The organism is Microbacterium sp. CIAB417 (assembly GCF_022788845.1).
Map to the genome: position 1 here is coordinate 156,085 of NZ_JAHZUT010000002.1, position 20,654 is coordinate 176,738.

The following is a 20,654-nucleotide window of genomic DNA, read 5'->3' on the forward strand; positions in this document are numbered from 1 at the left end:
GGGTCGGTTGAGCGGGCGACGCGAGAAGCGGCTGCGGCCGACAGAGTCCTGCAGGACGGCCCGATGCGCCCGGGATGAACACGAGCCGGCTCGTAGGGTGGGCACGTGACGCTGCTGATGACCCTCACCTCCGGGCTGCTCTGGCTGACGGCGGGCAAGACGCGGCGCGACCTCTCGGGCAGCGCCTACCTGCAGAGCCTCGATCCAGCGCGCGCACCCGCACCCGTCCCGCGTGACGCGACGCGCTCGGGCGAGATGACCGCACAGGAGATCGACGGCCGCCTCGTCCGACGGTGGCGGCCGGTCGATCATGTCGCGGGCCGCGAGCTGATCTACTTTCCCGGCGGGGGATTCGTGAACCCCCTCGCGACGGCGCACTGGTGGATCATCCGCCGGCTCATGACTCACACGCGCGCGGCTGTCACGATCGCCGACTACCCGCTCACCCCCGAGCACACGTACGAACAGGCGCGCGCCTTCGTCGATGCGGTCTACGCGCATGTCGCCGACGACCCCGACACCACGCAGCTGTTCGTCGCCGGGGACTCCGCGGGCGGCAACGTCGCCCTCTCCCTGGCGCTGCGCGTGCGCGACGAGAAGCGCAGACCGATCGACGGCCTCATCCTGCTCGCCCCGTGGGTCGACCCGACGATGCGCAATCCGGAGGCGGCGCGGCTTCAGCGCCGCGATCCGTCGCTGCGCTGTGCGGGCCTGCGGGCGGCGGGAATCGCGTGGGCGGGGAGCCTGCCGACCGACGATCCCCAGATCAGCCCGATCTTCGACACCCTCGCCGATCTGCCGCCGACTCTGCTGTTCCAGGGCGGGCGCGACATCTTCCTCGCGGACTCGCAGCTCTTCGCCGAGAAGGCGAAGGGGGCGGGCAGCCGCGTGCGGCTGGTCGTCGAGCCGGACGGCTTCCACGTATACCCGGGTGCCTACTGGACGCGGGAGGCGCGCGAGGCCTACGACCTCGCCGCTCGTTTTGCGAACGACCCGGCGGGCGTGAGCGGGCGCTAGATTCTCGCCATGGCGGACTCGGGCGAACGCTTCGCGGCGATCCAGGCCGCGGAGACCGCCCTGCTCTCGAGCGAGATCCGCGGTGATCGGGATGCGGCGGCGCGGCTGCTGCATCCCGACTTCACCGAGATCGGGCGCTCCGGACGCCACTGGACGCGAACGGAGATCCTGGAGGCGCTCGCCTCGGAACCGACTCGGGGCACCCCCTCGCCGGACGAGTGGCGGTTCGTCGACGTCGCGCCGGGCACGGTCCTCGTGACGTACCGCCTGCGCGCGGCGGCGACCATCAGTCGGCACTCGTCGTTGTGGGTCGTGTCAGACGGGACGCCGCGCATGCTCTTCCACCAGGGCACCATCGTGCCGGAAAGCTGACGCGGGATCACTCCTTCTCGGTGTCGTCGGCCCCGTCGGTCTTCTCCGCACCGCCGCCCTTCGACGTCATCCCGATGACGAAGAAGCTCATCGCGAGCACGAAGAAGGGCAGCGCGACGGCGATGTTGTCCATCGTGAGCCAGAACGTGACCGCGATCGCGAGGAACGGGATCGCCACGGCCAGGTACGTCGAGTTCCAGGACTGCTTCCGGTCGCTCATGCCGCGAGCCTACGAGCGCTCCACCGCCCTGCGGATCCCTCTCGCGACGGAGAACGCGCCCTTCTCACGGCCCGCGCCGGATCGCTCCGCCGACGCCGGTGCCTACGCTCGTCGGCGGTGCACCCCTTCTACGATCCGACCCTGACCTACGAGCAGAACTATGCGCGCGGGCCGTTCGGCGCATTCGCCGATCCGGTGGCGGATGCGGCGCCTCCATCGCTCGGGAGCAGTTTCGTCGGCCGGTCGGTCGGCATCCCGTTCGGCATCCCCGCCGGCCCCCTGCTGAACGCACGTTTCGTGGCGGCGGCTTTCGCGCACGGATACGACCTCGCCGTCTACAAGACGGTGCGCACGCGCGCGCACTCGAGCAACCCGTATCCGAACGTGCTTGCCGTGCACGTCGACGGCGACCTCGTGCCGGATGCCGGTGCCGTCCGCGCGGACGGCGAGTTCACCGAGCCCCTGTCGATCAGCAACTCGTTCGGGGTGCCCTCGCGGGATCCAGACATCTGGCAGCCCGACATGGCCGCGGCGGTCGCCGCCGCGGGGGATGGTCAGCTGCTCGTCGGCAGCTTCCAGGGCACGCGCGGCTCCGCGGGCGAGCTGGCGCTCGTCGCCGATCACCTCCGCGCCGCCCGGCTCGTGGTCGAGACCGGCGCCCCGGTGCTCGAGCTCAACCTGTCGTGCCCGAACGAGGGTGCCGCATCCCTGCTCTGCTTCGACATCCCGCGCGTGCGCCGCATCCTCGCCGTCGTGAAAGACGAGATCGGCGACATCCCCCTCCTCGCCAAACTCGCGTACTTCGAGGCGGATGCGGACCTCGAACGCTTCGTCGACGCGACCGCGGAGTTCGTGGCGGGCTACGCCGCGGTGAACACGATCCCCGCTCGGCTCGTGACCGCATCCGGAGCGCCCGCACTCGGTGCCGGACGCGAGAGCGCCGGCGTGTGCGGCGCCGCCATCCGGTGGGCGGGGCTCGAGATGACCCGCCGGCTCGCCCGCATCCGCGCGCTCCGCGACGGCGACTTCGCGATCGTGGGCACCGGCGGCGTGGCGAGCGCGGCCGACTATCTGGCGTACCGCGCGGCGGGAGCGGATGCGGTCATGAGCGCTACGGGTGCGATGTGGCATCCGGAGTTGGCGCGCGAGATCGCGCGGGTCGCCGCGGCGGGCTGACCGAGGTGCTGCACTCGCGCGTCGGAGAGACGCGCTCCGGTCGGAGGATCCGGCGGGAATCCTCCGACATGCGTGCGAATCTCCGACCGGCGGTGCCGTCGTCGCCGTCAGGCGCCGCTGAACCAGAGCCAGGCGATGGGGGCGATCATGACGACGCCGAGCACGATCGAGGCGAGCGATAGTCCGTACGAGGTGCCGCGACGGGCGCCGACGACGGCCCCGACGGCACCCAGGAGCAGCACGAGGGCGCCGATGACGGCCAGCATCGGGATGAGCAGGATCCCCAGCCACCAGATCGGGTTCATGTCGGGGATGAAGCCGATGACGAAGATGCCGACGGTCGGCAGGATGGCGATCGCCGCCATCGCGACGCCGGTCGTGCCCCACGCATCCAGCTTCGGCTTGCGGCGGCGGATCGGCTGCTCGGATGCGGTCACTTCTCCCCCTCGGTCGACTGCCCCGACAGTACCGGACCCGCTTCGCCTGTCACAGATCGACGCCGTCGCGTCGATCTGTGACAGGCGAGCCGGGGTGGTGGGGGCGAGGCAGCCGCCCAGAACGGCCGGGGACGTCAGCCGATCGTGGTGCCGAACAGGCTGCCGACCGCGTAGGTCGCCGCGAGCGCGAGCGCGCCGCCGATCACGGTCCGCGCGATCGCTCGGGGGCGGTTCGCCCCGCCGATCCACGCCGCGACGTAGCCCGTGACGGCGAGGGCGATGAGCACCGCGATGAAGGTGAGGGCGATGCGCAGCGGATGCGGCGCGAGCAGGATCGTGGCCATCGGCAGCAGCGCACCGACGAAGAACGCGATGGCGGATGCGAGGGCCGCGTGCCACGGGCTCACCACGTCGTCGGCATCGATGTTGAGCTCGGCCGACAGGTGCGCCTTCAGCGCATCCTTCGCCGTGAGCTCGGTGGCGACACGGGTCGCCGTCTCCTCGCTGAGCCCCTGCGCGCGATACAGCCCGACGAGCTCGTCGAACTCCTCCTCGGGCTGCTCGCGCAGCTCGCGCGTCTCCTTCGCGATGAGTGCGCGCTCGGAGTCGCGCTGGCTCGACACCGACACGTACTCGCCGAGTGCCATCGAGATCGCGCCTCCGACGAGGGCCGCGGCGCCGGCGAGGAACACGGGGGCGACCTCCGAGGTCGCGCCTGCGACGCCGACCACGACGGCGGCGGTCGAGACGATCCCGTCGTTGGCTCCCAGCACACCCGCCCGCAGCCAGTTCAGACGCTGCGACAGACCCTGACGGTGCGGTTCGTCGGGATGTACCCCGTACTCGGCGGATGCGCTCACGCCGTCAGGCTATGCCCGAAGCGGAGCCGGCACCACGAAGGTTAGGCGGCGCTTGTACCTCAGCCCGCGGCGCGACGCACGAGCTCGCGGAACGTCTTCTCCGCCGCCGGGGTCATCTCCAGCACGGCGAAGGATGTCGGCCACATCTCGCCGTCGTCGAGCGCCGCCGTCTCGTTGAAGCCGATCGAGCCGTAGCGGGTCTCGAACTTCGAGGCGGGCTGGAAGAACACCACGACCTTGTCGTCCTTCGCGTAGGACGGGAACCCGTACCAGGTCTTCGGCGCGAGACCCGGTGCCTCCTCGGTGACGATCACGTGCAGTCGCTCGGCGATCTGACGGTCGCTGCCCGTCAGCGCATCGATGGCTTCGAGGCAGGCGTCGTACTCCTTGGCCCGCTTCGCGGCGCCCTTGACGCCCTTCATCTCTTTGAGCTCGGCGGCCCGCTGCTTCATGGCCTCGCGCTCCTGCGCGGAGAATCCTGTGCTCATGCCTGCTACTCCTTGTTCTGCTGGATGCGGATGAGGTTGCCCGCGGGATCGCGGAACGCCGCATCCCGCAGTCCGTAGTCCTGCTCGATGGGTTCCTGCACGATATCGGCCCCGGAGGCCTCGACGCGCGCGAAGACGGCGTCGAGATCGTCGGTGGCGAGGTTGATGCCGAAGTAGCTGCCCTTGGCGATCAACGCGAGCAGGATGCTGCGCGCCAGCGCCTCGACGTCGAGCGGCTTCGCGTAGTCGCGATCCATGCGGTCGCGCGCTCGCCGCAGCTGTGCGATCGTCGCCAGATCCGGACCCTCGACGCGCGTCGCCACGAGGCGATCCTGCCAGGCGGTCAGCGGGCGCGGCTACGCACGGCGCCGGCCGCGCACAGGATGACCGCGGCTCCTCCGAGCGCGGTCGCCCATGTCAACGGTTCACCCAGGATCAGCGCCGCCCACACGATCGAGAGCACCGGCTGAACCAGTTGCAGCTGGCTGACCCGCGTGATGGGCCCGATCGCGAGCCCGCGGTACCAGGCGAAGAAGCCGAGGAACATGCTCACCACCGCGAGATAGCCGAATGCCGCCCACTGGCCCGGCGTCGCCGTCGGCGGATCCGCGACGGCCGACACCGCCGTCAGCACCGCCATCACCGGAGCCGCCACCACGAGGGCCCACGAGATCGTCTGCCACGAGCCGAGCTCGCGCGCCAGCAGCGCCCCTTCTGCGTACCCGATCGCGGCGGCGACGACCGCTCCGACGAGCAGCAGATCCGACCAGTGGAAGCCGCCCCATCCGCCGCCGATGACCGCGAACACCGTCGCGGCGACGGCGCCGGCGGCGGTGAGAAGCCAGAACGTCCGACCGGGGCGCTCGCCGGCGCGCAGCACCGCGGCTACCGCGGTCGCGGCGGGCAGGAGCGCGATCACGACGGCGCCGTGGCTGGCCGGTGCCACCGTGAGCGCGTACGACGTGAGCAGCGGGAAGCCCGCGACCACGCCGCCGGCGACGACGACGAGCCGCATCCACTGTCCGCCGCGCGGGAGGCGCGACCGGGTCGCGGCCAGGGCGACGGATGCGAGGGCGGCGGCCACGACCGCACGGCCCGCCCCGACGAACAGCGGAGACAGCGAGGTGACGGCGATGCGTGTGAAGATCACCGTGAACGAGAACGCCAGCACGCCGAGCGCTCCCCAGAGCAGTCCGGATGCGGCGGATCGCGTCATTCCCCGAGTCTGCCCGCGCGCGGCTCGTCGCCTCGGGGTCCAATCCGCAACGCGTGGCCGCCTGGTTCCCCGCGCGCGTCGCGGCTGCCAGCATGGCGGTATGGACGACGGCGCCTCCGAGATCGCGGCCTACATCGACGGCTTCCCGCCGGAAGTCGCGGCGCGGATGCGGCTGATCCGCGCCGCGCTCCTGGATGCGGTGGGACCGGACGCCGAGGAACGGATGCGCTACGGCATCGCCGCGGTCATGCTCGGTGGGCGGTACGCCCTGCACTACGCCGGATGGAAGACGCACATCGGCCTGTATCCCGTGCCGCCGCTCGCGGAAGCGCTCGAGAGCGAGGTCGCCCCGCTGCGCTCCGGCAAGGACTCGCTCGTCCTCCCGCACGCGCGCCAGCTGCCGATCGAGCTCATCTCGCGCATCGCCGCAGCGATCGTCTCGATGCGCCGAGAGGCGTGAGGACTCAGGCCCGGGAGAACTCCGACGCCCGCGCGACCTGCTCCGGCGTGGGTGTGACGCCCGTGTAGCGCTCGAACTGTCGAGCCGCTTGGAGCGCGATGACCTCGGCGCCGGTGATGACCGCGACGCCGCGTTCGCGCGCTGCGCGGATGAGCGGGGTCTCGGACGGGAAGGCGACCACGTCGAACACGCGCTGCGCCGCCTCGATGTGCGCCGCGCTGAAGGCGAGCGCGTCCGCATCCGCCCCGTTCATGCCGAGCGGGGTCACATTCACGATGACCGCGTGCCCGGGCGCCGGATCCTCCGTGACCGCGCGGAAACCGTAACGCTCCGCGAGAGCCTCGCCCGCCTCGGCATTGCGGGCGACGACGGTGAGGTCGCGGAAGCCCGCGCCGTGGAACGCTGCCACGACCGCCTTCGCCATCCCGCCCGACCCGCGCACGAGCACGGATGCGGCGGGGTCGACGGCGTGCTCGGCGAGCAGCTGCGCGACGGCTTCGTAGTCGGTGTTCGACCCGGACAGCCGGCCACCGTCGTTCACGATCGTGTTCACCGAGTCGATCGCAGCGGCGGAGGGCTCGATCGCGTCGAGCAGGGGGATGACGGCCTCTTTGAAGGGCATCGACACGGAGCATCCGCGGATCCCCAGGGCGCGCACTCCCGTGATCGCCCCGGCGATGTCGTCGGTGGTGAACGCCTTGTAGACGAAGTTCAGGCCCAGTTCGTCGTAGAGGTAGTTGTGGAAGCGCGTCCCGATGTTCGACGGGCGCCCGGCCAGCGAGATGCACAAGGTCATGTCTTTGTTGAGAATCGGCACATCTCATTGTGGCGCGTGGCGGCCGTCGTCGCCCGTTCACGGCGGGCTCCTCATCAGCACGACCTAGACTGGTGGTATCCGTTCCGCCGCCGTACCCACCCCCACGAGTCGAGCCATGACCAGCAGTTCTTCCGTGCGCGCCTTCGAGCCGCGCCACGTTCAGTTGGTGCGAGCCCTTTTCGCGGCTGTCGCGGCCGTGATGATCACGTTCTCGCCCGACCACTCGGCCGCCGTGGGGCTCTCGGTGTTCAGCGGCTTCGCGATGGCGTCGGCGATCGTCTGGTTGCTCTCGGCATGGCTCGTGTACGGACCCGGTCAGCGCCGGCTGCCCATCTTGCTGGGTGCTCTCACTCTGATCGCCGGGGTAGTCTCCAGCATCCCGACGCTGCGCACGACGCTGGCCTTCTTCGTGATCGTCATCTCGTGGGCCCTGGTCACGGGCCTCATCGAGGGCATTGCGGGCCTGCGGGCCCTTCGCGCCGCAGAACGCGGCAGCGCCGCTCGCTCCGAGGCGCGTGACGCGCTCACGGTCGGAATCGTGGGCGTGCTGCTCGCTCTCGGGACCCTTGCCGTCCAGCCCGCCTACGCGCTGCAGTACAGCATCGAACAGGCCGGTTCCTTCACGCTCACCGGCATCACGATCGCTGTCGGACTCTTCGGCGGCTATGCGGCGATCGTCGCGGTCTACCTGGGGATCGCGGGCTTCTCCCCGCGCCGCGAGCCCGCCCCCGCGCCCGAGGAGGCGGCATGACAGATAAGCCCACCCGTCGCGACCTCATGAAGCCCGCTCAGCTGATCGGGCTCGCTCTCGCCGCTGCCCTCTTCGCCGGCGTCGTCACGCTCATCTCGATGGGCTTCTTCCAGAACCGCGTCGCCGGGCAGTCGGGCCATGCCCTCATGGTCGGCGGCATCGTCGCGGGGATCACCTTCATCGCGACGCTCGTGATCATCGCCCTGCTCATGCTCGCGGTCGACCCGGCGCAGGTGAACCGGACGGTTGACCGCGCGGTGCTGCTGCCCAAGGAGGAGTCCGAGGACGCATCCGGCGACGGCCCCGCATCCGACTCCGCCGACGGCGACGCCCCGCCCCGCGCCTAGCGCCCGTTCGCTCGGCCCGTACGTCCCCGACCGCCCGGCCCGCTTGCGCGGCCGCCCGGCACGTTCCCTCGGCGCGTTCGCTCGGTCACTCTCCGCGAGACTGCATCTCTCACACGAGATCACGGGTAATGACAGTGATCTCGTGCTCGAAGTGCAGTCTCGGAAGGCATGCCGTGCCCTCGGCTGCGGGGCGTCCGCCGGATGCGGCGCCCCCCCGGATGCGGTGAGCCCCGTCCCGAGCGGGTCAGGAGCCGGCGACGAGGGAGGCGGCGAGGCCCGTGTAGGTGGCGGGCGTCAGGGCCAGCAGGCGCTCCTTCGCCGCGTCGCCGATGTCGAGTCCGCGCACGAACTCTGCCAGGTCGGCGCTGCCCACGCGGTGACCTCGGGTGAGCTCCTTCAGCAGCGCGTACGGGTCGGTGATCTGCGAGCGGCCCGCAACGACCTCGGCGCGGATGACGGTCTGGATGGCCTCGGCGAGCACCTCCCAGTTCGTGTCGAGGTCGGCCAGCAGCACCTCGCGCGAGAGCGAGATCTCGCCGAGCCCGCGCAGCAGGTTGTCGAGAGCGAGCAGCGAGTGACCGAACGCGACGCCGATGTTGCGCTGCGTGGTGGAGTCGGTCAGGTCGCGCTGCAGGCGGCTCGTGACCAGGGTTGCGGCCAGGGTCTGGAACAGCCCTCCCGCGATCTCGAGGTTTGCCTCCGCGTTCTCGAAGCGGATGGGGTTGATCTTGTGCGGCATGGTCGACGAACCGGTCGCGCCGGCCACGGGGATCTGCGCGAAGTAGCCGAGGGAGATGTAGGTCCACACGTCGGTCGCGAGGTTGTGCAGGATGCCGCCCGCGTGCCGCGCGCGGTCGTAGAGCTCGACCTGCCAGTCGTGCGACTCGATCTGGGTCGTGAGCTCGTTGAACCCGAGCCCCAGGCCCTCGACGAAGCCGCGGGAGATCTCGACCCAGTCCGCATCCGGGTCGGCCGCGAGGTGCGCCGACCAGGTTCCGGTCGCGCCGGAGAACTTCGCCAGGTACTCGGAGGACTCCAGCTGGGCGAGCACCCGCTCCAGGCGCCACGCGAAGACGGCGATCTCCTTGCCCATCGTGGTGGGGGTCGCGGGCTGGCCGTGGGTGCGGGCGAGCATCGCCGCATCCGCCAGTTCGACCGACACGGCGCGCAGGCGCTCGATGACCTGTCGCAGCTTCGGCAGCCACACCTCGGTCACGGCGCGCTTCACGGTGAGAGCGTACGAGGTCGAATTGACGTCCTCGCTGGTCAGGGCGAAGTGCGTGAGCTCGGCGATGCGGTCCAGCCCCAGGGCGGAGAGGCGATCGCGCACGAGGTACTCGACGGCCTTCACGTCGTGGCGCGTGACGGCCTCGCGCTCGGCGAGCCAGTCGATCTCGGCCTGCCCGAAGTCGCGGTACAGCGCCCGGAGGGAGTCCTTCTCGGCATCCGTCAGCGGCGACTGTCCGAACAGGCCGCGGTCGGTGAGCGTGATGAGCCACTCGACCTCGACCTCGACGCGGGCGCGGTTGAGCCCGGCTTCCGACAGGAAGTCGCCGAGGGCGGAGACGGCTGCCTGGTAGCGACCGTCGAGGGGACTGAGCGGCTGAGCGGGGAAGTTCGACACGGTACTCCGTCGAGGGCGGTGGGCCGCGCGGGTCATCCCGCGGAGCGGATGGCGGGTTCGAGTTGCCGGAAGAGCGCCCGGCACGCGCTCTCGATCATAGCGAGCACCTCGTCGAACGCTTCGGGGCCCGCGTAGTACGGGTCGGGGACGTCGAGGCTGTCGTCGGGCTGCGGGTCGAACGCGCGCAGCAGCACGACCTTGTCGGAATCGGTCTCCGACCGCGCCCACGCGCGCAAGTTCCGTTCGTGCGATCGGTCGAGCGCGATGACCAGGTCGTTGCGCTCGTAATCCGCGAACTCGAACTGCCGGGCGCGGTGATGCCGGCCGTCGTAGCCGTGGCGCTCCAGCGCCTCGACCGTGCGCGGATCGGCGGGCTCTCCGACGTGCCAATCCCCGGTGCCGGCGCTCGTGGACACCACGCGGTCACCGAGGCCCACCGACTCGGCGAACCAGCGGAAGACGATCTCGGCCATCGGGGATCGGCAGATGTTCCCGGTGCACACGAACACCACGCGGAACGGCGAGGACGTGGGCATGGGTCCATTGTGGTCCTGACGACCTCTCCTGCACAGCCACGATCTCGCGGCGAGCGATCCGCGGATCGGATGCGCCCGCCCCCGCACTCATCGGATGCGGGGCGAGCATCGGGGGATGACAGACACCCTCGACGATGTCGTCTTCTCCTTCGACGCGGCACGGCGTGACGTGCTCGCAGCCGTCGAGGTGATCGAGACGGTCATCCGCGATGCCGCGAGTCTCGCGGCGGCGACCGCGTGGGCCTCGCCCGCGATGCGCGCCTTCCAGCTCGCCCACGATGCGTGGACCACAGCTCTCGCCGATGAGCGCCAGCGCCTGCTGGCCCTCGACGACGTGATCGCCGAGATCCGCAGCCAGGCGTTGGTCACCGGCGGCGGGAACCTCTTCGGATGGTGGTCGTCGTGACGGACGAGGTCGGCATCTCCTCCGGCGGGGCGGTCGCCGTCGACACGGCGCGGTTGCGGGATGCGGCCGCCGTGCTGGTGGGGGCGGCCGCACGGCTCGACGAGGCTGTCGCCGACATCGCCCGCGCCGATGCGCGCATCAGCGCGCACACGCTGCCGGTGCTGGGGCTGACCCAGGACGAGCGCCTCCGTGAGGTGGGTGCGCTGGCGGATCGCGCGCGGGAGCAACAGGACCGGCTGCTCACGTGCGCGGCGGTGTACGAGATCGCCGAGATGCGCGCCGAGGCCGCTCTCGCATCCGCCGCGGGAGACGCCGATGCCGTCGCGCGTGCCCGAGACCGGATCGCGGCCCTCGAGCACGCCTATCCCGGGGCGACGGAGTTGCTGCGGGCGGATTCCGGCTTGGGTGACGGCTGGACGTGGTTCACCCTGCTGATGCCGTTCCTCGCGGGAGCGAGCCTGGCCTCGGGGACTGCCATCGCGCGCCTGGCCGCGATGCGCGGCCGCATCCCGTTCGGCACGCATCCGCCCCCGACGGGGCGACCCGTACCGGAGATCGTGCCGCTGCCTCCGGCGGAGCGTCCGGTCGCAGCTCCCACCGCGCTCGCGCCGGCCCTCGGGCGGATTCCTCAGGGCGGCGAGGCGCGGGTGCGCATAGAGAAGTACGCGACCGCATCCGGAACCGCGTACGCCGTGTACGTCGCCGGCACGAGCGGGCTCGGCGGCGACGAGGTGTGGGACATGGTCTCGAACGTCCAGGGGTACGGCGGTGAGCAGTCCGACGCCTACCTGGCCCTCACGGCGATGCTCGCCGAGGCGGGCGTGCAACCCGGCGACACCCTCTATCTCTACGGCCACTCGCAGGGCGGGATGCTGGTGGGTCAGGTCGCGGCGACCGGAGACTACGACGTGCGGGTCGTGAGCACGGCGGGCTCGCCTACCGCGGCCGATCCCGGCGCCGAAGCGATGAGTGTCGACCTGCGTCACGGCGATGACCCGGTGGCGATGCTCGCCGGCGGGGGATTCGCCACCCGGGTGGGCGCGGAGGGGAGCTTCGTCGCCACGCGGGTCGTCGACCCCGCGCCCGGCCCGCAGGACCTCGGGCTGCCGGCGCACCACCTCACCGCCTACGCCGAGACGGCCGAACTCGTCGACGCGTCGGCAGATCCTCGCGTCGCCGAGGTGCACGAGCGCATGGCCGAGCTCGAGGGAGCTCGCCTCATCTCGGCGCAGGAGTTCGGCGCGCGTCAGGTCGACGCCGTGCCCCGGCGGCGTCCCGGTGCGGTCAGTCCCGCCGCTTCGGGCGCAGGATGACGCCGAAGATGCCGTTGATGACGGCGATCACGAGGGCGGCCACGACGCCCCACCAGAAGCTCTCGACCCGCAGACCCCAGTCCCAGAACCCGGTGATCCAGCTGGTCAGCCAGAGCAGGAATCCGTTCACGATGAGCGAGAACAGGCCGAGCGTGAGCACGTAGAGCGGGAAGGCGATCACCCTCACGACCGATCCCACGATCGTGTTCACGAGCGCGAAGACGAGTGCCACGATCAGCAGTGACAGCACGATCTCGAGCGTTCCGCCCGGCGGGAACGCGATGACGCTGACACCGAGCACCGGGATGAGGGTCACGACCCAGATCGAGAATGCATTCACCACGACGCGGATGAGAAAGCCCATGCCGGAAGTGTGGCACGCACCCCGCATCCGCGCTCCTAGACTCTCGGTGTGACTGAGCCGATTCCCGTTCGTGTGCGTCCCGAGATCGCGGCCCTGCCGGTCTACCGACAGGGGAAGCCGGCCGGTGCCGACGCGTTCAAGCTCTCGAGCAACGAGAACCCCTTCGCGCCGCTGCCGCGCGTGCTGGCGGCTCTGCGCGCGGCCGAGACCGTCAACCGCTACCCGGACGCGACCGCGGCGAGGCTCCGCGTGCGTCTCGCGGAGCGGTACGGCGTCGACGCGGACGAGGTGCACATCGGCGCCGGCAGCGCGTCGCTGCTCTCGCAGCTGATCCTCGCGGTCGCCGGCCCGGGCGACGAGGTCGTCTACGCGTGGCGGTCCTTCGAGGCATACCCGGGATTCGTCACGGTCGCCGGCGCCGACCGTGTCGAGGTGCCGCTGACGCCCGAGGGTCGCCACGACCTGGTCGCGATGGCGGCGGCGGTCACCCCGCGCACCCGTGCCGTGATCGTCTGCAGCCCGAACAACCCCACCGGTCCGGTCGTGACGCAGGACGAGTTCGACACCTTCGTGGCGGCCGTGCCCGCCGACGTGCTGATCATCCTCGACGAGGCGTACGCCGAGTTCGTGACCGCGGCGGATGCCGTCGACGGCCTCCGCCGCACGGGCGTCACCCGCCCGAACGTCGTCGCCCTGCGCACGTTCTCCAAGGCCTACGGGCTGGCGGGGCTGCGCATCGGCTACGCGATCGGTCATCGCCGTGTGCTGGATGCGGCGCGCGCCGTCGCCATCCCGCTCTCGGTCACCGCCACCGCCGAGGAGGCGGCGCTTGCGAGCCTCGACGCCGACGCCGAGCTGCTCGAGCGCGTGCGGGTGATCGCCGAGCGTCGCGACCGCGTCGCGGCGGGTCTTCGTGACGCCGGATGGCGGGTTCCCGATGCGCAGGGCAACTTCGTCTGGCTTGCGACGGGAGAGGCCACGGCCGGCGCCGCGGCGGCCTTCGACGAGGGCGGGCTGGTGGTCCGCGCCTTCGCGGGAGACGGCCTGAGGATCTCGATCGGCGAAGAGGAGTCTGTCGAGCAGATCCTACGAATTGCCACATCCGTTGTGCGCGACCTCCCAGAAGGCCATCCCGCCAGCAGATAGCGTAGAGCCCGTGACCTCGCCCGACACGTTCTCTCCGGCCGACGACGACGCGCGGATGGTGCGGGTGCTGGCGGCGGATGGATCCTTCGCGCCGACCCCCGCCGCCGAGCCGTACCTCGCCGCCATCGCCGCGATCGACGACGCCCAGCTCGAGACCTTCTACCGCGACATGGTGGTCGTGCGCGCCTTCGACCGGCAGGCGACGAACCTCCAGCGTCAGGGACAGCTCGCCCTTTGGCCGCCGAGCTGGGGGCAGGAGGCGGCGCAGGTCGGCTCGGCGCACGCCGCACGCAGTCAGGATCACCTCTTCCCCTCGTATCGCGAACACGTCGTGTGCACCATCCGCGGCGTCGACCCGATCGACATCGTGCGGCTCATGCGCGGGCTCACGCACGGCGGGTGGAACCCGTACGACCCGAAGAACGGCAACACGCACATCTACACGCTCGTGCTCGGCTCGCAGACGCTGCACGCCGCCGGCTTCGGCATGAGCCTCGTCTTCGACGGCAAGACGGGCACCGGCGACGTCGATCGTGACGAGGCGGTCATCGTCTACTACGGCGACGGCGCGTCCAGCCAGGGCGATGTGCACGAGGCGATGGTGTTCGCGGCGAGCTATCGCGCACCGCAGGTCTTCTTCCTGCAGAACAACCAGTGGGCCATCTCGGTCCCCGTCGCGACCCAGGCCTCGGCGCCGCTCTACCGACGCGGCGAGGGCTACGGCATGCCCAGCATCCAGGTCGACGGCAACGACGTGCTGGCCAGCTTCGCCGTCACACGTCAGGCACTCGACGAGGCGCGAGCCGGTGGAGGCCCCCGCGCGATCGAGGCGATGACCTACCGCATGGGCGCCCACACGACCAGCGACGACCCGACCAAGTACCGCACCTCTGCCGAGGAGCAGTCCTGGGCCGAGCGCGACCCGATCGCCCGGATGGCGGCGTACCTGCGCTCGCGCGGCGCGTCGGACGCGTTCTTCGCCGAGGTGGATGCGGCCGCCGCCGACTACGCCGAGGACGTCCGCGCCCGTACGGTCGCTCTGGGATCCATCGGCACGGACATGATGTTCGACCACGTCTACAGCGAGCCGCATCCGCTCGTCGACGAGCAGAAGCGCTGGCTCGCCGAGTACGAAGCATCCCTCGAGGGAGGTCAGGCATGAGCGAGATGACCACCCTGCCGATGAGCAAGGCCCTGAACGCGGGCATGGCTCAGGCCATGCGCGACAGTGACCGCGTGCTGCTGATGGGCGAGGACATTGGTCCGCTCGGCGGCGTCTTCCGCGTCACCGAGGGTCTGCAGGCCGAGTTCGGCAAGAACCGCGTGATCGACACGCCCCTCGCCGAATCGGGCATCATCGGCACCGCGATCGGCCTCGCGATGGGCGGGTTCCGTCCCGTCTGCGAGATCCAGTTCGACGGCTTCGTCTTCCCCGGCTTCGACCAGATCACGACGCAGCTAGCCAAGCTCACGAACCGCCACGAAGGCGCGCTGCGCATGCCCGTGGTCATCCGCATCCCCTACGGCGGACACATCGGCGCCGTCGAGCACCACCAGGAGAGCCCCGAAGCGTACTTCACGCACACCCCGGGCCTGCGCGTGGTGAGCCCGTCCACGCCGAACGACGCGTACTGGATGATCCAGGATGCGATCGCCTCCGACGACCCCGTCGTCTTCCTCGAGCCGAAGAGCCGCTATTGGCCCAAGGGCGAAGTGGACCTCTCGGCTCGCGCGCTGCCCCTGTATGCTTCCCGCATCGTGCGGCGGGGCACCGATGTGACCCTCGTCGGTCACGGTGCGATGGTCTCGACCCTGCTGCAGGCCGCCGCGCTCGCCGAGAGCGAGGGGACCAGCTGCGAGGTCATCGATCTGCGCTCGCTCTCGCCTGTGGACTACGGCCCGATCCTCGACTCCGTCGCGCGCACCGGCCGCATGGTCTACGCGCAGGAGGCGCCGCAGTTCACCTCGCTCGGCTCCGAGATCGCCGCGACCGTCACCGAGCGCGCGTTCTACTCGCTCGAGGCGCCGGTGCTGCGCGTGTCCGGGTTCGATGTGCCCTTCCCGCCCGCCAAGCTCGAGGGGCAGTATCTGCCCGATGCCGATCGCATCCTCGAGGCCGTCGACCGCGCCCTCGCCTACTGACCCCCGCCCCTCATCCCACCCCTCATGACCGCGAGACTGCATTTCGAGCACGAGATCACGGTGTTTACCCGTGATCTCGTCACAAACTTGTCCCCACGTCCACTCCACGGCCGCTACGCTGCCGCGGAGCCTCTGGACGCGTGGGCCCAGTCTCGAGGGTGAGGAACGGCGAAAGGAACCGCAATGAGCACGCAGACCTTCCACCTCCCGGATGTCGGCGAGGGCCTCACCGACGCCGAGATCGTCACCTGGCACGTCAAGAGCGGCGACACCGTCGCCGTCAACGACGTGATCGTCGAGATCGAAACGGCGAAGTCGCTGGTCGAGCTGCCGTCGCCCTTCGCAGGTGTGGTCGGCGAGGTGCTCGTCGAGGAGGGGCAGACGGTCGACGTCGGAGCCCCCATCATCACGATCTCGGATGCGGCGGCGCCCGCATCCGCCGTTCCCGTGCCCGGCGACCCGGGGCTCCCGGCCCCCGCTGCCGAGCCCGAGGCGGGCGGCTCCGTCCTCGTCGGCTACGGCTCCGCCGGTGCCGTCACCTCGCGTCGTCGCAAGCCCGCCGCGGCACCGGCCGCATCCGCCGCCGGCGTCGTGGCGAAGCCGCCCATCCGCAAGCTGGCCCGTGACCTCGGTGTCGACCTGTCGGCCGTGACGCCCAGCGGCGCCGGCGGCGAGGTGACGCGCGACGACGTCGTGAAGCACGCGTCGCAGGCGAGCGTCTTCCGCAACATCGAGACGCCCGAGTGGCCCGAGGTGCGCGAGGAGACGATCCCGGTCGCCGCATCCGCCGATCCGCGCGAGGAGTCGATCCCGGTCAAGGGCGTACGCAAGGCGACGTCGTCGGCCATGGTGCGCAGCGCCTACTCGGCGCCGCACGTCTCGGTCTGGACCGACGTCGACGCGACGCGCACGATGGAGCTCGTCAAGCGCCTCAAGTCCTCGCCCGACTACGCCGACGTCAAGGTCTCGCCGCTGCTGATCATGGCGCGCGCCGTGATCTGGGCCGTGCGCCGCACGCCGATGGTCAACGCCGCGTGGGTCGACGGCGACGACGGCGCGCAGATCAACCTCCGCCACTACGTGAACCTCGGTATCGCCGCGGCGACGCCCCGAGGCCTCATCGTCCCGAACATCAAGGACGCCCAGAACCTCAGCATGCGAGAGCTCGCGAAGGCTCTGGAGCGCCTCACGCTCACGGCGCGAGAGGGCAAGACCCCTCCCGCCGACCAGCAGCAGGGCACCATCACGATCACCAACATCGGCGTCTTCGGGATGGATGCGGGAACCCCCATCATCAACCCGGGCGAGGCCGGCATCATCGCGATGGGAACGATCCGCCAGAAGCCGTGGGTCGTCGACGGCGAGGTGCGCCCGCGCTTCGTGACCACCGTGTCGGGCTCGTTCGACCACCGCGTCATCGATGGCGACGGCATGAGCCGCTTCATCGCCGACGTCGCCGCCGTCCTCGAGGAGCCCGCCCTCCTCGTGGAGTGAGCCCGCGCCGGGTCTGCCGCCCCGGTGCCCCCGCGGCCTGGTGCTCCGGTGCCGGTGCCGGTGCCGGTGGCCGCATTTTGGTGCCCGAGTTGCGTCGCATGTGCGCAGACGCCATAGCTTTCCGCATCCGCCACAGTGCTTCTCTGTCGCGGATGCGGAGAAGTGTCGCTCGTGCGCCCGAGTCCGCCCGATCCCGCGCCGGAGCCGCCCGAGTCCGCCGAATCCGGCCGAGCCCGCGCCGGAGCAGGCCCGACCCGCGCCGGATCTACCCGAGACCGAGGCAGAACGCCATCACGGCCTGGTGCACCGGCAGCAGTGCCCTCTTGAACGCGTGACCGACGAAAGCCGGATGCGTCACCGCGTCGTCGCTGACCTCGCGACCGCGGATGAACGGCGGGCACGGGTTGAGCCGGACACCACGAGGCGCCGCATCCAGCAGCGAGGCGGTGATCCGGTACGGCGCGAGGACCTCCGCGTGGCGGCCGGGGTCGTCGGTGATGATCACATCGGCCGAGCGGATCGCGGTAGCGAGGTCCTCGACCCACCGCGCGCCCGGTGTGCGGGAGGGAGCGCATCCGCCCACCGTATCGACGCGGATGCTGCTGGCCCGCCGCATCCCGCCCGGCGACAGCCCGTCGATGGGCGACACTTTTGCGCAACCGCGCCTGTCGTTAACTGCCGCAGATGCGCAGAAGTGGCGCGGCTGCGCACATGCGACGCAACTCGGGCGTATCGGGAGCAGGGACGCAGCGACGATTTTGATAACGATTATCAGTAGGCGTAAGGTGATCGTCATGCCCCTGAAGACCCGACTCCTCCTCGCGCCCGCCCTCGTCGCCGGCGCCGCCCTCGCCCTCGCCGGATGCGCGTCGGCCACGGCCGATCCGTCGCAGAGCTCCGCCTCCGACGACGCGATCACCATCGTCACCTCGACGAACGTCTACAGCCAGATCGCCGAGGAGATCGCGGGGGATGCGGCCACGATCACGCCCGTGATCTCGTCGGCCGCACAGGACCCGCACGAGTATGAGGCCACCGCGGCCGACCAGCTGACGGTGCAGAAGGCCGACCTCATCATCCAGAACGGCGGCGGGTACGACGCCTTCATGGATTCGCTCATCGACGCGAGCAAGTCCGAGGCACCGGTCATCGTCGCGGCCGAGTACTCCGACAGCTGGCAGGGCACGGAGGCGACCGAGCACGACACGGACGAGCTCGAAGCGAGCCCGCACTCCGAGCTGGACCACGACCACGACCACATCGAGGGCTTCAACGAGCACGTCTGGTACGACCCGCACACGATCGAGCACGTCACGGAGGCCATCACCGAGGAGCTCTCGCGCCTCGTCCCCGACAAGGCGGAGACCTTCCAGGCGAACTCGACCGCCTTCCTCGCGCAGGTCGCCGGCCTCGAGAAGTCCCTCGACGACATCAAGTCGGCCCACGGCGGTGCCGAGGTCTTCGTGACGGAGCCGGTGCCGGGGTACCTGATCGCCGCAGCGGGGCTGGAGAACGCCACACCCGACGAGTTCAGCGAGGCGGTCGAAGAGGGCCAGGACGTTCCCGCCGCCGTTCTGCTCGACGCGCTCAACGAGGTGAAGTCGGGTGACGTCAAGGTCGTGATCGCGAACGCGCAGGCGGGCGGCGCCGAGACGACGCAGATCATCGATGCGGCGGACGCCGCCGGTATTCCGGTGCTCGAGTTCACGGAAACGCGTCCGGACGACCAGACTTACATCCAGTGGATGCAGAAGAACATCGAGGACCTCGCCGGGGCCCTCGCCAAGTGACGACAGAGCGCGACCCGCTCGTCATCGCGTCCGCTGCGCTTCGGCGCGGCGGACGCGAGTTGTGGCGCGGGCTGGATCTGACCGTCGCGCCCGGCGAGCTGGTGGCCGTGCTCGGCCCCAGCGGCGCGGGCAAGACGACGCTGCTGCGTGCCATCCTCGGCCTCGACCGGCTCAGCGAGGGAACGATCACCGCTCTCGGGGCGCCGGTCACCCGAGCGGGGAACCGCCGCATCGGCTACATCCCCCAGCAGCGGCCGCTGCCGCGCGACACCTCCATGCGCGGCCGTGACGTCGTCGCCCTCGGCGTGGACGGGCACCGCTTCGGCCTGCCGATCTCCCGCCGCCGCGACCGAGCGCGCATCGACGAGCTCCTCGCTGCCGTGGGCGCCGAGACCTTCGCCGACCGCCCCGTCGGGCTCCTTTCGGGCGGGGAGCAGCAAAGGCTTCGCGTCGGGCAGGCGCTCGCCGACGACCCGCGCCTGCTGCTGTGCGACGAGCCCCTCACGAGCCTCGACCTCGCCAACCAACAGGCGGTGGTGTCGCTCATCGACCGGCATCGCCGCCAGCGGCAAGCGGGCGTGCTGCTGGTCACCCACGACATCAACCCAGTGCTCGACACGGTCGACCGCATCCTCTACATCGCCGGCGGCACCTTCATGCTCGGCACCCCCGACCAGGTGCTCGACTCCACGGTGCTGAGCGAGCTGTACGGGGCTCCCGTGCACGTTCTGCGCGCGGGCGGACGCCTCGTCGTCGTCGGAGCGCCGGATGCGGAGCAGTCGCACCACCACCATCACGACCACGAGGACCACGCATGAACTGGAGCGACGTCGGCGACGCGCTGTTCGGAGGCGTGGCCCAGTACGGTCAGATCCTCGAGCTCGTCCAGAACTCCGTGTGGGCCGGCGCCGTGCTCGGCATCGTCGGCGGTCTCATCGGTGTGTTCGTGATGCAGCGCGACATGGCTTTCGCGGTGCACGGGATCAGCGAGCTCTCCTTCGCCGGTGCCGCCGCGGCGCTCCTGCTCGGCTTCGACGTCGTGACGGGATCCATCGTCGGCTCGATGATCGCGGCCGCCCTCATCGGCTGGCTCGGCTCCCGGGCGCGCGATCGCAACTCGATCATCGGCGTGCTGATGCCCTTCGGCCTCGGCCTCGGCATCCTCTTCCTCTCGCTGTACAACGGACGAAGCGCCAACCGGTTCAGCTTGCTCACCGGGCAGATCGTCTCCGTGCAGACGGGACAGCTCGGCGTGCTCATCGCGATCGCGGCCGTCGTGCTGGTGGGCCTGTTGCTGATCTGGCGTCCGCTGCGCTTCGACTCGCTGGATCCCCAGTCGGCCGCCGCGCGCGGCGTGCCCACGAGGGCCGTCTCCCTCGCGTTCATGCTGCTGCTGGGACTCATCGTCGCCGTCGCCGTGCACATCATCGGCGCGCTGCTCGTGCTCGCGCTGCTGGTGACCCCCGCTGCCGCCGCGATGCGCATCTCGACCGGCCCGCTCGCGGTTCCGCTCTGGGCGGCGCTGTTCGGCGTCGTGTCGGCCGTCGGCGGCATCCTGCTCGCGGTCGCGGGCACTCTGCCGGTGAGTCCGTACATCACGACGATCTCGTTCGTCATCTACATCGTCTGCCGGGTGATCGGTGCGCGCCGCGACCGTGTGACGCGTGCCGCCTGAGAA

At 70.6% G+C, this 20,654-nt stretch carries 26 protein-coding genes; 15 read left to right on the top strand and 11 right to left on the bottom strand.

The features are described from left to right. Window positions 1-105 precede the first annotated feature (105 nt). Both KYX17_RS07415 and KYX17_RS07420 read left to right on the top strand, forming a co-directional pair. Window positions 106-1,017, top strand: a complete 912-nt coding sequence (locus tag KYX17_RS07415; RefSeq protein WP_243226339.1) for an alpha/beta hydrolase — start codon at window positions 106-108, stop codon at window positions 1,015-1,017. Window positions 1,018-1,026: 9 nt separating this feature from the next. Further along, a complete protein-coding gene (locus KYX17_RS07420) occupies window positions 1,027-1,389 on the top strand; it encodes a DUF4440 domain-containing protein (protein ID WP_243226340.1) in 363 nt (120 codons plus the stop codon). Between the two features lie 7 nt (window positions 1,390-1,396). On the opposite strand, the gene KYX17_RS07425 is transcribed toward KYX17_RS07420, so the two are convergent. After that, entirely contained in the window at window positions 1,397-1,609 is a 213-nt protein-coding gene (locus tag KYX17_RS07425) for a hypothetical protein (RefSeq protein WP_243226341.1), read from the bottom strand. A 117-nt stretch (window positions 1,610-1,726) separates the two neighbouring features. Here KYX17_RS07425 and KYX17_RS32230 point away from each other — a divergent pair, with 117 nt between their 5' ends. Next, window positions 1,727-2,785: a hypothetical protein gene (locus KYX17_RS32230; RefSeq protein WP_243226342.1), complete on the top strand. Its 1,059-nt coding sequence runs from the start codon at window positions 1,727-1,729 to the stop codon at window positions 2,783-2,785. A gap of 107 nt (window positions 2,786-2,892) precedes the next feature. Here the strand turns inward: KYX17_RS32230 and KYX17_RS07435 are convergent, their stop codons facing one another. From KYX17_RS07435 to KYX17_RS07455, 5 genes are all read right to left on the bottom strand, one after another. Beyond that, window positions 2,893-3,222, bottom strand: coding sequence for a hypothetical protein (locus KYX17_RS07435; RefSeq protein WP_243226344.1), 330 nt, complete (start codon window positions 3,220-3,222; stop codon window positions 2,893-2,895). Between the two features lie 134 nt (window positions 3,223-3,356). Further along, the gene (locus KYX17_RS07440) at window positions 3,357-4,082 is read right to left on the bottom strand and encodes a VIT family protein (protein WP_243226345.1); all 726 of its coding nucleotides are present in this window, start codon (window positions 4,080-4,082) and stop codon (window positions 3,357-3,359) included. Between the two features lie 59 nt (window positions 4,083-4,141). Beyond that, window positions 4,142-4,570, bottom strand: a complete 429-nt coding sequence (locus KYX17_RS07445; RefSeq protein WP_243226346.1) for a hypothetical protein — start codon at window positions 4,568-4,570, stop codon at window positions 4,142-4,144. 5 nt (window positions 4,571-4,575) lie between these two features. Continuing rightward, entirely contained in the window at window positions 4,576-4,893 is a 318-nt protein-coding gene (locus KYX17_RS07450; protein WP_243226347.1) for a glyoxalase/bleomycin resistance/extradiol dioxygenase family protein, read from the bottom strand. 20 nt (window positions 4,894-4,913) lie between these two features. Then, complete coding sequence (locus KYX17_RS07455) at window positions 4,914-5,786, bottom strand: DMT family transporter (protein ID WP_243226348.1); 873 nt, start codon at window positions 5,784-5,786, stop codon at window positions 4,914-4,916. A 100-nt stretch (window positions 5,787-5,886) separates the two neighbouring features. On the opposite strand from KYX17_RS07455, the gene KYX17_RS07460 reads away from it, so the two are divergent. After that, window positions 5,887-6,246, top strand: a complete 360-nt coding sequence (locus KYX17_RS07460) for an iron chaperone (RefSeq protein ID WP_243226349.1) — start codon at window positions 5,887-5,889, stop codon at window positions 6,244-6,246. Window positions 6,247-6,250: 4 nt separating this feature from the next. Here KYX17_RS07460 and KYX17_RS07465 read toward each other — a convergent pair whose 3' ends face one another. Further along, complete coding sequence (locus KYX17_RS07465) at window positions 6,251-7,063, bottom strand: shikimate 5-dehydrogenase (protein ID WP_243226350.1); 813 nt, start codon at window positions 7,061-7,063, stop codon at window positions 6,251-6,253. Between the two features lie 115 nt (window positions 7,064-7,178). Between KYX17_RS07465 and KYX17_RS07470 the strand changes: the two genes are divergently transcribed. Both KYX17_RS07470 and KYX17_RS07475 read left to right on the top strand, forming a co-directional pair. After that, complete coding sequence (locus tag KYX17_RS07470) at window positions 7,179-7,814, top strand: acyl-CoA synthetase (protein ID WP_243226351.1); 636 nt, start codon at window positions 7,179-7,181, stop codon at window positions 7,812-7,814. Next, a complete protein-coding gene (locus KYX17_RS07475; protein ID WP_243226352.1) occupies window positions 7,811-8,161 on the top strand; it encodes an amino acid transporter in 351 nt (116 codons plus the stop codon). Before KYX17_RS07470 ends, KYX17_RS07475 begins: the two co-directional genes overlap by 4 nt. 244 nt (window positions 8,162-8,405) lie before the next feature. Here KYX17_RS07475 and purB read toward each other — a convergent pair whose 3' ends face one another. After that, a complete protein-coding gene (purB, locus tag KYX17_RS07480; RefSeq protein ID WP_374208930.1) occupies window positions 8,406-9,821 on the bottom strand; it encodes an adenylosuccinate lyase in 1,416 nt (471 codons plus the stop codon). Continuing rightward, window positions 9,818-10,321 (bottom strand): low molecular weight protein-tyrosine-phosphatase, encoded by a 504-nt coding sequence (locus KYX17_RS07485; RefSeq protein ID WP_243226355.1) that lies wholly within the window; start codon window positions 10,319-10,321, stop codon window positions 9,818-9,820. Before KYX17_RS07485 ends, purB begins: the two co-directional genes overlap by 4 nt. Before the next feature lie 115 nt (window positions 10,322-10,436). Between KYX17_RS07485 and KYX17_RS07490 the strand changes: the two genes are divergently transcribed. Together KYX17_RS07490 and KYX17_RS07495 are read left to right on the top strand one after the other, a co-directional pair. Continuing rightward, the gene (locus tag KYX17_RS07490; RefSeq protein WP_243226356.1) at window positions 10,437-10,727 is read left to right on the top strand and encodes a hypothetical protein; all 291 of its coding nucleotides are present in this window, start codon (window positions 10,437-10,439) and stop codon (window positions 10,725-10,727) included. Beyond that, window positions 10,712-12,040 carry a hypothetical protein gene (locus tag KYX17_RS07495; protein WP_243226357.1) on the top strand — a complete coding sequence of 443 codons (1,329 nt, stop codon included), beginning with the start codon at window positions 10,712-10,714 and terminating at the stop codon, window positions 12,038-12,040. Before KYX17_RS07490 ends, KYX17_RS07495 begins: the two co-directional genes overlap by 16 nt. Here the strand turns inward: KYX17_RS07495 and KYX17_RS07500 are convergent. Continuing rightward, window positions 12,012-12,404 carry a phage holin family protein gene (locus tag KYX17_RS07500; protein WP_243226358.1) on the bottom strand — a complete coding sequence of 131 codons (393 nt, stop codon included), beginning with the start codon at window positions 12,402-12,404 and terminating at the stop codon, window positions 12,012-12,014. The two genes, KYX17_RS07495 and KYX17_RS07500, sit on opposite strands and share 29 nt — an antisense overlap. A 48-nt stretch (window positions 12,405-12,452) precedes the next feature. Between KYX17_RS07500 and KYX17_RS07505 the strand changes: the two genes are divergently transcribed. The 4 genes from KYX17_RS07505 (at window position 12,453) to KYX17_RS07520 (ending at window position 17,186) form a co-directional block, all read left to right on the top strand. Continuing rightward, complete coding sequence (locus tag KYX17_RS07505) at window positions 12,453-13,550, top strand: histidinol-phosphate transaminase (protein WP_243226359.1); 1,098 nt, start codon at window positions 12,453-12,455, stop codon at window positions 13,548-13,550. 55 nt (window positions 13,551-13,605) lie between these two features. Continuing rightward, a complete protein-coding gene (locus KYX17_RS07510) occupies window positions 13,606-14,712 on the top strand; it encodes a thiamine pyrophosphate-dependent enzyme (RefSeq protein ID WP_243227272.1) in 1,107 nt (368 codons plus the stop codon). Further along, on the top strand, window positions 14,709-15,692 hold the full coding sequence (locus KYX17_RS07515) for an alpha-ketoacid dehydrogenase subunit beta (protein ID WP_243226360.1): 984 nt from the start codon (window positions 14,709-14,711) through the stop codon (window positions 15,690-15,692). The genes KYX17_RS07510 and KYX17_RS07515 overlap by 4 nt, the downstream gene beginning before the upstream one ends. A gap of 183 nt (window positions 15,693-15,875) precedes the next feature. Then, window positions 15,876-17,186, top strand: coding sequence for a dihydrolipoamide acetyltransferase family protein (locus KYX17_RS07520; protein WP_243226361.1), 1,311 nt, complete (start codon window positions 15,876-15,878; stop codon window positions 17,184-17,186). A 265-nt stretch (window positions 17,187-17,451) separates the two neighbouring features. On the opposite strand, the gene KYX17_RS07525 is transcribed toward KYX17_RS07520, so the two are convergent. Next, window positions 17,452-17,835 (bottom strand): hypothetical protein, encoded by a 384-nt coding sequence (locus KYX17_RS07525; RefSeq protein ID WP_243226362.1) that lies wholly within the window; start codon window positions 17,833-17,835, stop codon window positions 17,452-17,454. Between the two features lie 145 nt (window positions 17,836-17,980). On the opposite strand from KYX17_RS07525, the gene KYX17_RS07530 reads away from it, so the two are divergent. Genes KYX17_RS07530 through KYX17_RS07540 form a run of 3 tightly spaced genes read left to right on the top strand, consistent with a single transcriptional unit; the run spans window position 17,981 to window position 20,651 of the window. Next, entirely contained in the window at window positions 17,981-18,976 is a 996-nt protein-coding gene (locus KYX17_RS07530; protein ID WP_243226363.1) for a metal ABC transporter solute-binding protein, Zn/Mn family, read from the top strand. Then, window positions 18,973-19,794 (top strand): metal ABC transporter ATP-binding protein, encoded by an 822-nt coding sequence (locus tag KYX17_RS07535; RefSeq protein WP_243226364.1) that lies wholly within the window; start codon window positions 18,973-18,975, stop codon window positions 19,792-19,794. Before KYX17_RS07530 ends, KYX17_RS07535 begins: the two co-directional genes overlap by 4 nt. Next, window positions 19,791-20,651, top strand: coding sequence for a metal ABC transporter permease (locus KYX17_RS07540; protein ID WP_243226365.1), 861 nt, complete (start codon window positions 19,791-19,793; stop codon window positions 20,649-20,651). The genes KYX17_RS07535 and KYX17_RS07540 overlap by 4 nt, the downstream gene beginning before the upstream one ends. The last annotated feature ends 3 nt before the right edge of the window (window positions 20,652-20,654 follow it).

Bases quoted from the DNA above. Each gene is read 5' to 3' on its own strand.
- KYX17_RS07490 (WP_243226356.1), top strand. From the start codon at position 10,437: ATGACAGACACCCTCGACGATGTCGTCTTCTCCTTCGACGCGGCACGG.
- KYX17_RS07515 (WP_243226360.1), top strand. From the start codon at position 14,709: ATGAGCGAGATGACCACCCTGCCGATGAGCAAGGCCCTGAACGCGGGC.
- KYX17_RS07495 (WP_243226357.1), top strand. From the start codon at position 10,712: ATGGTGGTCGTCGTGACGGACGAGGTCGGCATCTCCTCCGGCGGGGCG.
- KYX17_RS07445 (WP_243226346.1), bottom strand. From the start codon at position 4,570: ATGAGCACAGGATTCTCCGCGCAGGAGCGCGAGGCCATGAAGCAGCGG.
- purB (WP_374208930.1), bottom strand. From the start codon at position 9,821: ATGACCCGCGCGGCCCACCGCCCTCGACGGAGTACCGTGTCGAACTTC.
- KYX17_RS07425 (WP_243226341.1), bottom strand. From the start codon at position 1,609: ATGAGCGACCGGAAGCAGTCCTGGAACTCGACGTACCTGGCCGTGGCG.
- KYX17_RS07470 (WP_243226351.1), top strand. From the start codon at position 7,179: ATGACCAGCAGTTCTTCCGTGCGCGCCTTCGAGCCGCGCCACGTTCAG.
- KYX17_RS07475 (WP_243226352.1), top strand. From the start codon at position 7,811: ATGACAGATAAGCCCACCCGTCGCGACCTCATGAAGCCCGCTCAGCTG.
- KYX17_RS07485 (WP_243226355.1), bottom strand. From the start codon at position 10,321: ATGCCCACGTCCTCGCCGTTCCGCGTGGTGTTCGTGTGCACCGGGAAC.
- KYX17_RS07420 (WP_243226340.1), top strand. From the start codon at position 1,027: ATGGCGGACTCGGGCGAACGCTTCGCGGCGATCCAGGCCGCGGAGACC.
- KYX17_RS07455 (WP_243226348.1), bottom strand. From the start codon at position 5,786: ATGACGCGATCCGCCGCATCCGGACTGCTCTGGGGAGCGCTCGGCGTG.
- KYX17_RS07460 (WP_243226349.1), top strand. From the start codon at position 5,887: ATGGACGACGGCGCCTCCGAGATCGCGGCCTACATCGACGGCTTCCCG.
- KYX17_RS07500 (WP_243226358.1), bottom strand. From the start codon at position 12,404: ATGGGCTTTCTCATCCGCGTCGTGGTGAATGCATTCTCGATCTGGGTC.
- KYX17_RS07540 (WP_243226365.1), top strand. From the start codon at position 19,791: ATGAACTGGAGCGACGTCGGCGACGCGCTGTTCGGAGGCGTGGCCCAG.
- KYX17_RS07510 (WP_243227272.1), top strand. From the start codon at position 13,606: ATGGTGCGGGTGCTGGCGGCGGATGGATCCTTCGCGCCGACCCCCGCC.
- KYX17_RS07520 (WP_243226361.1), top strand. From the start codon at position 15,876: ATGAGCACGCAGACCTTCCACCTCCCGGATGTCGGCGAGGGCCTCACC.
- KYX17_RS07530 (WP_243226363.1), top strand. From the start codon at position 17,981: ATGCCCCTGAAGACCCGACTCCTCCTCGCGCCCGCCCTCGTCGCCGGC.